Origin of the sequence: Salmonella sp. 741265055_HSA, assembly GCF_046569525.1 — a bacterium.
Lineage (GTDB): Bacteria > Pseudomonadota > Gammaproteobacteria > Enterobacterales > Enterobacteriaceae > Salmonella > Salmonella enterica.
Genome location: NZ_JBKFSQ010000023.1, coordinates 40,624 through 53,213, shown reverse-complemented (window position 1 = coordinate 53,213; position 12,590 = coordinate 40,624). Strand labels below are relative to the sequence as shown.

11 protein-coding genes and 2 pseudogenes are annotated in these 12,590 nt (G+C 52.0%); 9 read left to right on the top strand and 4 right to left on the bottom strand.

Going from position 1 to position 12,590, the window contains the following annotated elements; genetic code table 11:
• Positions 1-188: 188 nt before the first annotated feature.
• Both dnaN and dnaA read right to left on the bottom strand, forming a co-directional pair.
• The gene (gene dnaN / locus ACLD4K_RS14005) at positions 189-1,289 is read right to left on the bottom strand and encodes a DNA polymerase III subunit beta (protein ID WP_000673474.1); all 1,101 of its coding nucleotides are present in this window, start codon (positions 1,287-1,289) and stop codon (positions 189-191) included.
• 4 nt (positions 1,290-1,293) lie between these two features.
• On the bottom strand, positions 1,294-2,694 hold the full coding sequence (dnaA, locus tag ACLD4K_RS14000) for a chromosomal replication initiator protein DnaA (protein ID WP_000059093.1): 1,401 nt from the start codon (positions 2,692-2,694) through the stop codon (positions 1,294-1,296).
• Between the two features lie 660 nt (positions 2,695-3,354).
• On the opposite strand from dnaA, the gene rpmH reads away from it, so the two are divergent.
• The 4 genes from rpmH to yidC are packed head-to-tail and all read left to right on the top strand — an operon-like array spanning position 3,355 to position 5,741.
• Positions 3,355-3,495 carry a 50S ribosomal protein L34 gene (gene rpmH / locus ACLD4K_RS13995; RefSeq protein ID WP_000831330.1) on the top strand — a complete coding sequence of 47 codons (141 nt, stop codon included), beginning with the start codon at positions 3,355-3,357 and terminating at the stop codon, positions 3,493-3,495.
• Between the two features lie 16 nt (positions 3,496-3,511).
• Complete coding sequence (gene rnpA / locus ACLD4K_RS13990; RefSeq protein ID WP_000239725.1) at positions 3,512-3,871, top strand: ribonuclease P protein component; 360 nt, start codon at positions 3,512-3,514, stop codon at positions 3,869-3,871.
• Positions 3,835-4,092: a membrane protein insertion efficiency factor YidD gene (gene yidD, locus ACLD4K_RS13985; protein ID WP_001307474.1), complete on the top strand. Its 258-nt coding sequence runs from the start codon at positions 3,835-3,837 to the stop codon at positions 4,090-4,092. Before rnpA ends, yidD begins: the two co-directional genes overlap by 37 nt.
• A gap of 2 nt (positions 4,093-4,094) precedes the next feature.
• Positions 4,095-5,741 carry a membrane protein insertase YidC gene (gene yidC, locus ACLD4K_RS13980; RefSeq protein WP_000378278.1) on the top strand — a complete coding sequence of 549 codons (1,647 nt, stop codon included), beginning with the start codon at positions 4,095-4,097 and terminating at the stop codon, positions 5,739-5,741.
• A 300-nt stretch (positions 5,742-6,041) separates the two neighbouring features.
• On the opposite strand, the gene ACLD4K_RS13975 is transcribed toward yidC, so the two are convergent.
• Positions 6,042-7,151 (bottom strand): hypothetical protein, encoded by a 1,110-nt coding sequence (locus ACLD4K_RS13975; protein WP_411012029.1) that lies wholly within the window; start codon positions 7,149-7,151, stop codon positions 6,042-6,044.
• Positions 7,152-7,325: 174 nt separating this feature from the next.
• Here ACLD4K_RS13975 and mnmE point away from each other — a divergent pair, with 174 nt between their 5' ends.
• From mnmE to ACLD4K_RS13950, 5 genes and pseudogenes are all read left to right on the top strand, one after another.
• On the top strand, positions 7,326-8,690 hold the full coding sequence (gene mnmE, locus ACLD4K_RS13970; protein ID WP_183059022.1) for a tRNA uridine-5-carboxymethylaminomethyl(34) synthesis GTPase MnmE: 1,365 nt from the start codon (positions 7,326-7,328) through the stop codon (positions 8,688-8,690).
• 182 nt (positions 8,691-8,872) lie between these two features.
• Positions 8,873-9,263: pseudogene (locus tag ACLD4K_RS13965) on the top strand (MFS transporter); the annotation flags it as partial.
• Between the two features lies 1 nt (position 9,264).
• A pseudogene (locus tag ACLD4K_RS13960) lies at positions 9,265-9,558 on the top strand (DNA-binding transcriptional regulator); the annotation flags it as partial.
• A 157-nt stretch (positions 9,559-9,715) separates the two neighbouring features.
• Positions 9,716-10,471, top strand: a complete 756-nt coding sequence (locus ACLD4K_RS13955; protein WP_000190678.1) for a 4'-phosphopantetheinyl transferase family protein — start codon at positions 9,716-9,718, stop codon at positions 10,469-10,471.
• The gene (locus ACLD4K_RS13950) at positions 10,471-11,055 is read left to right on the top strand and encodes an NADPH-dependent FMN reductase (RefSeq protein ID WP_001575173.1); all 585 of its coding nucleotides are present in this window, start codon (positions 10,471-10,473) and stop codon (positions 11,053-11,055) included. The genes ACLD4K_RS13955 and ACLD4K_RS13950 overlap by 1 nt, the downstream gene beginning before the upstream one ends.
• A 44-nt stretch (positions 11,056-11,099) precedes the next feature.
• Here the strand turns inward: ACLD4K_RS13950 and adeP are convergent, their stop codons facing one another.
• Positions 11,100-12,437: an adenine permease AdeP gene (gene adeP, locus ACLD4K_RS13945; protein ID WP_411012028.1), complete on the bottom strand. Its 1,338-nt coding sequence runs from the start codon at positions 12,435-12,437 to the stop codon at positions 11,100-11,102.
• Positions 12,438-12,590 lie beyond the last annotated feature (153 nt).

The window sequence follows — 12,590 nt, the reverse complement described above, 5'->3', positions numbered from 1 at the left end:
TAACCAGGGCGTTATCGGCGCAGTTAGTCTGGTTACGGCCAGCGCACAGCAACCGGAGCGTACTGGAGTACGTGAGGATTGCTCGCTGCGCTCGCCCTTCGGGCCGTCCATAAGACGTCCAAAATACTTCGTATTTTGTGCGAGCACTGCCCGGAGCCAGAATAACAAGTAAGATAGCCCGATATTCTTTACAAGCGCATTGGCATAACAACATAGGCAGCCGACTGTGACGCCGCATCCTCAATCTGTACGCTGGATACGGAATCCGTCAGCATAATGCGCACGGTTTCGCACTTCAGCGCATTGAGCACGTCCAGCACGTAACTGACGTTAAAGCCGATTTCCATCTCCGTCCCGCCGTAGCTCACGTCCAGAATCTCTTCCGCTTCTTCCTGTTCCGGGTTATTGGCGGTGATTTTGAGCTGATTCTCACTGACGTACAGACGCACGCCGCGGAATTTCTCATTCGAGAGGATTGCCGCGCGGGCAAACGCCTGCTTGAGGATATCGCAGCCCGCTTCCAGATGTTTATCCGGATTCTTCGGCAGAACGCGACGGTAATCCGGGAAGCGACCATCCACCAGCTTCGAGGTAAAGATAAAGTCGCCGACGTGCGCGCGGATATTATTACTGCCGATCTGCACGCGCAGCGGGTTTTCGCCGCCGTCGAGCATACGCATCAGTTCAATCACGCCTTTACGCGGCACAATCACCGAGTGGCTGGGTAAAGACGCTTCCAGCGGCATTGAGCACACCGCCAGGCGGTGGCCGTCGGTCGCGACAGTGCGCAGTTCGCTACCTTCCGTTTCAAACAGCATACCGTTTAAGTAGTAGCGCACATCCTGATGAGCCATCGAAAACTGGGTCGCTTCAATCAGGCGCTTCATCGTGGCCTGCGGCAGCGTAAATTCAACTTCGCTTTGCCAGTCGTCAAGATTCGGGAAATCGGCGGCAGGCAGCGTAGACAGCGAGAAGCGGCTACGGCCAGAACGCACCAGCATCCGATCGCCTTCCAACTGAACGGCAATCTCCGCGCCCTCCGGCAGGCCGCGGCAGATATCAAAGAATTTCCGCGCCGGCACGGTAGTGGCGCCCGGCTCATGCGGCTGAGAAAGCGTAACGCGCGCGACCATCTCCATTTCAAGATCGGTGCCGGTCAGAGAAAGCGTACCGTCCGCTACCTGGAGGAGCAGGTTACCGAGAATCGGCAGCGTAGGACGACCGCCCAGCGGGCCGCTGACCTGCTGAAGCGGTTTTAATAAATGTTCACGTTCAACGGTAAATTTCATAGGATCACGACGACAATGTTCTGATTAAATTCGAAAAATCTTCTTTGATATCGTGGCTTTCTTCACGCAGTTGCTCAATTTTACGACAGGCATGAAGTACGGTAGTGTGGTCGCGCCCGCCAAACGCATCGCCGATTTCCGGCAGACTGTGGTTGGTGAGCTCTTTTGCCAGCGCCATAGCCATCTGGCGCGGACGTGCTACCGAGCGAGATCGACGCTTAGAAAGCAGATCCGCAATTTTGATTTTGTAATACTCGGCCACCGTCTTCTGAATATTGTCGATGGTGACCAGTTTTTCCTGCAACGCCAGTAAATCGCGCAGCGCTTCGCGCACAAAGTCGATAGTAATCGCCCGGCCGGTAAAGTTGGCATTGGCGATCACCCGGTTCAGCGCGCCTTCCAGTTCACGTACGTTAGAGCGTAGCCGCTTGGCGATAAAGAACGCGACCTCGCCTGGCAGACGAATATCATTTTCGTCCGCTTTTTTCATCAGGATCGCCACGCGGGTTTCCAGTTCTGGCGGTTCGATCGCCACTGTTAGCCCCCAACCAAAGCGGGACTTGAGACGATCCTCAACGCCGTTGATCTCTTTCGGATAGCGATCCGACGTCAAAATGATCTGCTGATTGCCTTCCAGCAGAGCGTTAAAGGTGTGGAAAAACTCTTCCTGGGATCGTTCTTTATTGGCGAAGAATTGAATATCGTCGATCAGCAATGCGTCAACGGAGCGGTAGTAGCGTTTAAACTCTTCGATGGCGTTATTTTGCAGGGCTTTTACCATGTCCTGCACAAAGCGCTCGGAGTGCATATACACGACTTTCGCGTTGGGTTTGCGCGCCATAATGCCGTTCCCCACCGCGTGCAGCAGGTGAGTTTTACCCAGACCGGTGCCGCCATAGAGGAATAACGGGTTATAGGCGCCGCCAGGATTATCCGCCACCTGACGTGCCGCCGCGCGCGCCAGTTGGTTGGATTTACCTTCGACGAAGTTATCAAATGTATGTTTAACATTGACGTTGGAGCGGTAGGTCGGCTCCGCCGGCGCTGGTACGTTATCCCAGCCCGAACGGGCCGCAGGCGCTACGCGCTGCGGCTGCGCCGTCGTTGTCTGCGCAGGCGCGACAACGTTATGCACAGGCGTTTTTAGCGTTTGCGTAACGGGCTTTGTTCCCACTTCAAAACGCAGTTGTGGGGCATCCGCGCCGCAGAATGTGTTGAGTAATCCATTGATATTGTTGAGGTACTTATCTCTTACCCAATCGAGCACAAAACGGTTTGGCGCATACAAAGCCAGCGTGTTATCGCTCAGTTCCGCCTGCAACGGGCGTATCCACATACTGAATTCTGTGGCTGGTAACTCATCCTGCAATCGGGCAAGACACTGCTGCCAAAGCGAAAGTGACACGGCGGACTCCACTCGAACAAAAGTCGATAAATGACAAAGGCTGATACATTAATGATTGTTGGCGCACGTCGATAAGACCCTGCATGAAGGGTGACGCACGAACCGCTGTCTGCGGTTTTCACGGATCTTTCAAACGATCGCGACTTCACGCAGTCTGAAAGATTTCGTGTTCATGCCTGACCAGGATCGTTTGAAACGATCAGGACCGCGGATCATAGCCTAAACTGAGCAAGAGATCTTCTGTTTCTCACAGATTCTTCCCGATTTATCCACAGGACTTTCCAGGAAAGGATAAGTGTAATCGATCCAGGGGAACTCCTGTACGCTTTCGCGCGCATATTGAAAAAATTAATAGGTAAAGGTGAGCAGACGCCTAAAAGATCGCACAAAGATCCATGGCGATCCTTGCGCTTTACCTGGCAGTCCGTATAATTCTCCACCCGTCGCGCAATGCCCGTCATATGGCGTCAACGCTGCTTATTTTCCGCACAAAAAGGCGTGGAAAATCGCGGGAAAATAAGGAAAGAGAATTGACTCCGGAGTGTACAATTATTACAATCCGGCCTCTTTAATCACCCACACTGTGGCGTAAGTCGTTCAAAGTTTGTTCGGGTATACGCAAAAGTCAGTGAATTTATTCAAGTTTAGGTAGAAATCGCCATGAAACGCACTTTTCAACCGTCTGTACTGAAGCGCAACCGTTCTCACGGCTTCCGTGCTCGTATGGCTACTAAAAATGGTCGTCAGGTTCTGGCACGTCGTCGTGCTAAAGGCCGCGCTCGTCTGACCGTTTCCAAGTAATAAAGCTAACCCCTGAGTGGTTAAGCTCGCATTTCCCAGGGAGTTACGTTTGTTAACTCCCGCTCATTTCACATTCGTCTTCCAGCAACCTCAACGGGCTGGCACGCCGCAAATCACCATCCTCGGCCGCCTGAATTCGCTGGGGCATCCCCGTATCGGTCTTACCGTCGCCAAGAAAAACGTTCGACGTGCGCATGAACGCAACCGGATTAAACGTCTGACGCGTGAAAGCTTCCGTCTGCGCCAGCATGAACTTCCTGCAATGGATTTCGTGGTGGTGGCGAAAAAAGGGGTTGCCGACCTCGATAACCGTGCTCTCTCGGAAGCGTTGGAAAAATTATGGCGCCGCCACTGTCGCCTGGCTCGCGGGTCCTGATAGCCCTTATTCGGGTCTATCAACGCCTGATCAGTCCGCTGCTTGGGCCACATTGTCGTTTCACGCCAACGTGCTCAAGCTACGGAATTGAGGCATTGCGCAGGTTTGGAGTGATAAAAGGCAGTTGGTTGACGGTGAAACGCGTATTAAAATGCCACCCTTTACACCCTGGTGGTGACGATCCCGTCCCGCCCGGACCATTTGATACCAGAGAACACTAACGATGGATTCGCAACGCAATCTTTTAGTCATCGCTTTGCTGTTCGTGTCTTTCATGATCTGGCAAGCCTGGGAGCAGGATAAAAATCCGCAACCTCAGACTCAACAGACCACGCAGACAACGACCACCGCAGCGGGTAGCGCCGCCGACCAGGGCGTACCAGCCAGTGGCCAGGGGAAAATGATTACGGTGAAAACCGATGTGCTTGATTTGACTATCAACACCCGTGGTGGTGATGTCGAGCAGGCCTTGCTCCCGGCTTACCCGAAAGAACTGGGTTCCAACGAACCGTTCCAGCTGCTGGAAACCACCCCGCAGTTTATCTATCAGGCGCAAAGCGGCCTGACAGGCCGCGACGGCCCGGATAACCCGGCGAACGGCCCGCGTCCGCTGTACAACGTCGAGAAAGATGCGTTTGTACTGGCCGACGGTCAGAACGAACTGCAGGTTCCGATGACTTATACTGACGCCGCAGGCAACACGTTTACCAAAACGTTTGTCTTTAAGCGTGGCGATTATGCGGTTAACGTGAACTATAGCGTGCAGAACACCGGCGAAAAACCGCTGGAAGTCTCCACCTTTGGTCAGTTAAAACAATCCGTCAACCTGCCTCCTCATCGCGACACCGGCAGCAGCAACTTTGCGCTGCATACGTTCCGCGGCGCAGCGTACTCCACGCCGGATGAGAAGTATGAGAAATACAAATTCGACACTATTGCCGATAACGAAAACCTCAACGTCAGCTCCAAAGGCGGTTGGGTGGCAATGTTGCAACAGTATTTCGCTACCGCATGGATTCCGCGTAACGACGGCACCAACAATTTCTACACCGCCAATCTGGGTAACGGCATTGTCGCTATCGGCTATAAAGCGCAGCCGGTACTGGTACAGCCAGGCCAGACTGGCGCGATGACCAGCACCCTGTGGGTCGGCCCGGAAATTCAGGATAAAATGGCGGCTGTTGCACCGCACCTGGATTTGACCGTGGACTACGGTTGGTTGTGGTTCATCTCTCAGCCACTGTTCAAGTTGCTGAAATGGATCCACAGCTTTGTGGGCAACTGGGGCTTCTCCATTATCATCATTACCTTTATCGTTCGCGGTATCATGTACCCGCTGACCAAAGCGCAGTACACGTCAATGGCGAAGATGCGTATGCTGCAGCCGAAAATTCAGGCGATGCGCGAACGTCTTGGCGATGATAAACAGCGCCAAAGCCAGGAGATGATGGCCCTGTACAAAGCGGAGAAGGTTAACCCACTGGGCGGCTGCTTCCCGCTGATCATCCAGATGCCTATCTTCCTGGCGTTGTACTACATGCTGATGGGTTCCATTGAACTGCGTCATGCGCCGTTCGCGCTGTGGATTCATGACCTGTCCGCACAGGACCCGTACTACATTCTGCCGATCCTGATGGGCGTAACGATGTTCTTCATTCAGAAGATGTCGCCGACCACTGTGACCGACCCGATGCAGCAGAAGATCATGACCTTTATGCCGGTCATCTTTACGGTGTTCTTCCTGTGGTTCCCGTCAGGTCTGGTGCTGTACTATATCGTCAGCAACCTGGTCACCATCATTCAGCAGCAGCTGATTTACCGTGGTCTGGAGAAGCGTGGCCTGCATAGCCGCGAGAAGAAAAAATCCTGACCGTAAGGCCGGATAAGGCGTTTATGCCGACGTCCGGCTAATCTAACGGATGGTCAGTCAAGCCCTGAAAAAAACCGCAACCTACACATTGCGGTTTTTTTACCACTCGAAATATGACCATCTTCTTCACTTCAGCCTGGCTGAACAAATATTATTGAATATTATTCTGACACGATGATATTTTCATCCATACGCGAAATTTAAATGAGCCAAAATAAGTATAGTTAATTTCTCGGTTGATTGCTGGCTATTAAAAACACTTAAACTACTTTGTTGTTAGAGCTTAAAACCCGTATACTTCTATTGCATGATAAAATCAGATGGCTCGCTCATCAATTTTATTGAATCCCTTACTAAAGAATACACTCTGCTACTCCATTTCTCAGGCAATTTCATTTCGTCCCTAAACATATTTTCGAAAATTCTATTTGAAACGGTGCTAACTATATCGGCGGTTATTGTTTTTTTGACCTCGCGGTCAGTAGAGGTTTGATTAATAAAACTGTCCCAGCATTCATCTTTATTTAACAATGTTAACACACAATGCTTTATTGAACTTTGTGCACAGGCACTATTTAACCGTAGGTCACACACACCTAAGTTATTTTTTACATGTTCAAAAATCCCCTCTTTTACTTGTTTTGATAATTTCACCTGTTTCTCGTCAAAATGAAGATCTATTGCTTTATTAACCATTGCCGAGAGATAGGTTTCTTTTTCTTCATCTTGCCACAACCTGAAATTATCACCTTTTTGTACTGAGGTAATGAAGTTCAACACACGCTGGTAAAAACCATTGAAATCTAAGTTAAATTCACCTGTTTCATACGATACTTTATAACAACCGTCTTTTAACCACAATATACTATCAGTGCTTGATTGAGATTCACTTTCTTGAAAGATTATGGATAACCCTGGCGTGCTTATTTCGCATTTCTGTTGAGAATGCGGCATTTGGCTGGTGTTAAAAATAAATGTTTTCCCAAGTATGGTATAATTACAAGATCCTTCACTCATTTCTATATACAGAAAAACATCCCCAGAGTTATCTTTAAGATACAAACTCCCCGTGCTCCCCGTGCTCCCCGTACTCCCCGTACTCCCCGTACTCTCCGTACTCCCCGTAAAAGAGCCTTCAAAATCATGAATAAATCTTTCCTGATATCCTGGTGAAGCTAGCTCTTTTAACCTAAAGAAACAAGATGTAACGTCTGTATCCTTTAAATCTGGTGTGGGATTACATAATTTATGTAAACAATTTAAAGCTTCTCTTTGCCCTGTACTAAAGAAAAAATCTTTTATGCACTCCCATATAGTCATATGTGGGAGCTCACCGGAAGAGAGCATTTTATTTATTGTTTCTCTGCTGATAGTAGCAGTACAATATGAATGACCAACAGTAAGTCCCATATGTCCGTCCTGTGAGTTAATAAAAAAGAAATATTATTATATTTGCTATTCCGCCTGATGGTGATAAGCTTTTTACCTTATTTGTAGGCCTGTCGGTTCCCGGAAACAGACATAGTCTGGTAAAAAAGGAACGGTTGACGACCGCCTTTTTATTCGTATTTTACGAGACATATCATGAGCCATAACGACACTATTGTCGCCCAGGCTACCCCACCGGGACGCGGTGGCGTCGGTATCCTGCGTATTTCCGGTCTGAATGCTAAAGAGGTCGCTCAGGCGGTGCTGGGCAAGCTGCCGAAGCCGCGCTATGCCGACTACCTGCCGTTTAAAGACGTTGACGGCAGCGCGCTGGATCAGGGTATTGCGCTGTGGTTCCCCGGCCCGAACTCCTTCACCGGTGAAGATGTGCTGGAGCTACAAGGGCACGGCGGTCCGGTGATCCTGGACCTACTGTTAAAACGTATCCTGACGCTTCCAGGCGTGCGAATTGCCCGACCGGGCGAGTTCTCCGAGCGAGCGTTCCTCAACGATAAGCTCGATTTAGCCCAGGCGGAAGCTATTGCCGACCTGATCGACGCCAGTTCCGAACAGGCGGCGCGTTCGGCGCTAAACTCGTTACAGGGGGCATTTTCCGCCCGCGTTAACCACCTTGTGGAAGCACTTACTCACCTGCGAATCTACGTCGAAGCTGCTATCGATTTTCCGGATGAGGAGATCGATTTTCTCTCTGACGGCAAAATTGAAGCGCAGCTCAATGGTGTCATTGCCGATCTTGACGCCGTGCGCACCGAAGCGCGCCAGGGCAGCCTGCTGCGCGAAGGAATGAAGGTAGTGATTGCCGGACGCCCGAATGCCGGGAAATCAAGCCTGCTGAATGCGCTGGCGGGCCGTGAAGCGGCCATTGTCACCGATATCGCCGGTACCACGCGCGACGTGTTGCGCGAGCATATCCACATCGACGGGATGCCGCTGCATATCATCGATACCGCCGGACTGCGCGACGCCAGCGACGAAGTTGAGCGTATCGGCATCGAACGCGCCTGGCAGGAGATTGAACAGGCCGATCGCGTGCTGTTTATGGTGGATGGCACCACGACGGACGCCGTTGACCCTGCCGACATCTGGCCGGACTTTATCGCCCGGCTGCCCAAAAATCTACCGATTACCGTGGTACGTAACAAGGCGGATATCACCGGCGAAACTCTGGGTATTAGTGAAGTAAATGGTCACTCACTGGTTCGCCTCTCGGCGCGTACCGGCGAAGGCGTCGACGTGTTGCGTAACCACCTCAAGCAGAGCATAGGGTTTGATACCAATATGGAAGGCGGCTTCCTGGCCCGCCGCCGTCACCTACAGGCGCTGGCGGAAGCCGCTGAACATCTTGAACAGGGCAAAGCGCAGCTATTAGGCGCATGGGCGGGGGAACTGCTGGCGGAAGAGTTGCGCCTGGCGCAGCAAAGCTTAAGCGAGATTACCGGCGAATTTACTTCCGACGACCTGCTGGGACGGATTTTCTCCAGCTTCTGTATTGGTAAATAACGTTGTGTTGCCCGGTGGCGCAATGCTTACCGGGCCTACAGAATCCGTAGGCCGGATAAGGCGTTTACGCCGCCATCCGGCAACAATAATTTCCCATGCGGAAATCACTGTTGTCCAAATGGCAACTCGTCTTGCGCAACGTCGCCCCGCATTCTTAGCGCCACGCTTTTCATGAGGCCGCTATGAAACATTTTCTACTGTGTAGTTTTGCCCTGGTTTTACTCTATCCTACCGGTATTGATATGTATGTGGTCGGTTTACCGCATATAGCCGCCGATCTGAACGCCAGTGAGGCGCATTTGCATATCGCCTTCTCCGTTTACCTGGCCGGAATGGCGACGGCCATGCTGTTTGCCGGGAAGATAGCCGACCAGTCAGGCCGCAAGCCGGTCGAGATCGTCTTTATGATGGCCTCACTGCTTTGTTCATGGGCGTCGAAAGGCTCGCTATTTCTGAGTGGGCGTTTTCTTCAGGGGGGTAGGAGCAGGCGGCTGCTATGTGGTGGCGTTCGCCATTCTGCGCGACACGCTCGACGAGCATCGCCGGGCGAAAGTGCTGTCATTATTGAATGGGGCAAGAAATGGGGCGCAAACGCCATATCGCATTGAGCCTGCCGGGGTTCGAGCAGTCGCTCTTTATGGCCGCCCAGCCGGATCACACCCTGATAGCAACCGCGTCGCGCTATTGCCAGCACTACAATCAGCTCCACCAGCTACCGTTAGTGGCGCGCCCCTTGCCTTTTGATGCGCAACAGCGGGAAAAGCTGATGGTGCCGTTTACCCTATTATGGCACAAACGTAATAGTCATAATCCCAAGATTGTATGGCTACAACAGGCTATCAACACGCTCTGCCGTCGCCTTATCTGACCACCTGCGTTGATAAATTAACCTTCCTCTTACCAGAAATGTCACCGTCTGATTAAAGAACCTTCTGAAATTGAATTTTTAGCGCGTAAAACCTGTCCATAATTTACGTTAATGTTACTCTCGTCATTATCACGGCCCATTAATCACGGAGCGAAAAATGGCGACTCACTTTGCCAGAGGGATACTTACGGAGGGACAGTTAGTTTCAATTCGTCTCTCTTCGTCTTGCCATATTGAAGCCAGAAACCTGCCTGCTCACCGACGAACGCGTTTTCTCGCCTCCAGAGGCCTTCTTGCCGAACTGATGTTTATGCTGTACGGAATTAGCGAGCTGCCGGAAATCATTATTCAGGCGAAAGGTAAGCCCGCGTTTCGTGACAAAAATCTGCCAGGTTTTTCTATCTCCTACGCCGGAAATATGGTTGGCGTGGCGTTGACCACCGAAGGAGAGTGCGGGCTGGATATGGAATTACAGCGCACCTCCCGCGGCTTTCACCATCCGCATTCGCTCGAACGCCACCCTTTCTCCCGTAATGAAAACTTATGGGTAGCCAATCAAAACGATCCCAACGAAGCGCGAGCGCAACTCATTACATTGCGCCAGAGCGTGTTAAAACTCACCGGCGATGTCATGAATGACGATCCGCGGGAGCTGCAACTTTTACCCGTTGCCGGACGCCTGAAGTGCGCGCATGTCACGCAGCTTGAAGCCGTGTGCGATGCGGAAGATGTGCTGGTATGGTCCGTAACCGTTACGCCAGCGATAGAAAAATTAAAAGTGTGGGAGTTCGATGGCAAACTGGGCTGGAAAAGCCTGCCCGATATCCAGACGCGCGCCAATGAGCCAACCGGTCGTCTGATGCGATTCGCCCAACTCCCCGCCGCCAAATCGTATACGCTTAATCGTTCATAATGAAAAAAGGGGCACGTATGTCTGAAACGCTGAATGTGGTTACATTGCTGGGAAGTTTACGCAAAGGTTCCTTTAACGGAATGGTGGCGCGTACGCTGCCTAAAGTCGCGCCGGCAGGAATGACGGTATCGCCGCTGCCTTCGATCGGGGATATTCCGCTGTATGACGCCGATATCCAGCAGGAAGAGGGATTTCCAGCCAGCGTAGAGGCGCTGGCGGAGCAGATTCGCAACGCTGACGGCGTCGTCATTGTGACGCCGGAATATAACTATTCCGTTCCCGGCGGCCTGAAGAATGCCATCGACTGGCTATCCCGTCTGCCTGAGCAGCCGCTGGCGGGTAAACCCGTTCTTATCCAGACCAGTTCAATGGGGGCGATTGGCGGCGCGCGCTGCCAGTATCATCTGCGCCAGATTCTGGTGTTCCTTGATGCGATGGTGATGAACAAACCGGAGTTTATGGGCGGCGTGATTCAGAATAAAGTCGACCCGCAGACTGGAGAAGTGGTGGATCAGGGAACGTTAGATCATTTGACCGGTCAGTTGACCGCATTTGGCGAGTATATTCAGCGCGTTAAAGCGTAAGTTCGTTAAAAACCCTCCCCCCGATGGGGCGAGGGTTCATTTCATCAGTGTGCGTCAATAAACACAATCTTCAGCACGAATAACAGCGCGACAATCACTACGCACGGGCTAAGGTCGCGCAGGCGACCGGTACCAATCTTCATCACGCAGTAAGAGATAAAGCCCAGCGCGATACCTTCGGTGATCGAGAAGCTAAACGGCATCATTACCGCCGTAATAAACGCCGGGACCGATTCGGTTAAATCCTGCCAGTTTACCCGCGCCAGGCTGGAGGTCATCAGCACGCCGACGTAAATCAGCGCGCCCGCCGCCGCGTAAGGCGGCACCATGCCCGCCAGCGGCGACAGGAAGATAACCAGCAGGAACAAAATACCGACCACCACTGCCGTCAGACCGGTACGACCGCCCACCGAAACGCCGGAAGAGGATTCAATATAAGCGGTCACAGAAGACGTTCCGACAAATGCGCCAGTGACGGAAGAAATACTATCAACAAACAGCGCCTGCTTCATGCGCGGGAATTTGCCTTTCTCATCCGCCAGGCCGGCTTTATCGGTCACGCCAATCAGCGTACCGGAGGAGTCAAACAGGTTTACCAACATGAAAGAGAAAATAACCCCCGCCAGGCCAAGATTGAACGAACCTGCTAAATCGACATGCCCTACCACGCTGGTGACGCTTGGCGGTGCGGAGATAATGCCATTGTAGTGTACATCGCCCATCATCCAGCCAAGCAGCGTCGTGACGATGATGGACACCAGCACCGCCGCATGAATGTTGCGCGAAGCGAGAATCGCAATAATAAAGAATCCGAGAACCCCCAGCAGCACGCTGTGCGAGGTCAGGTTGCCGATGCTGACCAGCGTTTCCGGGTTAGCGACGATCACGCCGGCGTTTTTTAGCCCCATCATGCCGATAAACAGGCCAATGCCGCTGGTGATGCCCACGCGCAGGCTGAGCGGAATGTTGGCGATCATCCAGTAACGCACGCGGAAGATAGTCAGCAATAAAAGACCAACAGCGCCCCAGAAAATGGCGCCCATGCCTACCTGCCACGGCAGTCCCATTGCCTGCACAACCACGAAGGCAAAGAACGCATTCAGCCCCATCGCGGGCGCCAGCGCCACCGGCAGGTTAGCGAACAGGCCCATCAGAATACTGCCAAAGGCCGCAATCAGACAGGTGGTCACAAAGACGGCGCTGGTGTCCATGCCAGCTACGCCCAGAATTTGCGGGTTAACAAAAACGATATAAACCATCGTCAGGAAAGTGGTAAAACCGGCGATCACTTCGGTTCGTGCCGTCGTGCCATGTTCGCGCAGTTTAAACACGCGTTCCAGCATACCCTGACCAGAAGCCTGGGTGGTGTGTTGTTGACTCATTATCAATTTCCGGAGAAAGGAGGGAAAATTCGCCGTTATCCTATACCAAAATGCGACACCTGGCGCAGTTGTGTGGTAATTTTTTTCACTCAATTTGTTAGTACGGCAACGATTGCGTCCCCTCATTCAGCATTACGTAAACGTTAAACTTGT

Excerpts from the sequence above, each read along its gene's own strand:
- ACLD4K_RS13955 (WP_000190678.1), top strand. The coding sequence starts at position 9,716 with ATGGCGACTCACTTTGCCAGAGGGATACTTACGGAGGGACAGTTAGTT.
- rpmH (WP_000831330.1), top strand. The coding sequence starts at position 3,355 with ATGAAACGCACTTTTCAACCGTCTGTACTGAAGCGCAACCGTTCTCAC.
- ACLD4K_RS13975 (WP_411012029.1), bottom strand. The coding sequence starts at position 7,151 with ATGGGACTTACTGTTGGTCATTCATATTGTACTGCTACTATCAGCAGA.
- ACLD4K_RS13950 (WP_001575173.1), top strand. The coding sequence starts at position 10,471 with ATGAAAAAAGGGGCACGTATGTCTGAAACGCTGAATGTGGTTACATTG.
- yidC (WP_000378278.1), top strand. The coding sequence starts at position 4,095 with ATGGATTCGCAACGCAATCTTTTAGTCATCGCTTTGCTGTTCGTGTCT.
- dnaN (WP_000673474.1), bottom strand. The coding sequence starts at position 1,289 with ATGAAATTTACCGTTGAACGTGAACATTTATTAAAACCGCTTCAGCAG.
- adeP (WP_411012028.1), bottom strand. The coding sequence starts at position 12,437 with ATGAGTCAACAACACACCACCCAGGCTTCTGGTCAGGGTATGCTGGAA.
- mnmE (WP_183059022.1), top strand. The coding sequence starts at position 7,326 with ATGAGCCATAACGACACTATTGTCGCCCAGGCTACCCCACCGGGACGC.
- yidD (WP_001307474.1), top strand. The coding sequence starts at position 3,835 with ATGGCGCCGCCACTGTCGCCTGGCTCGCGGGTCCTGATAGCCCTTATT.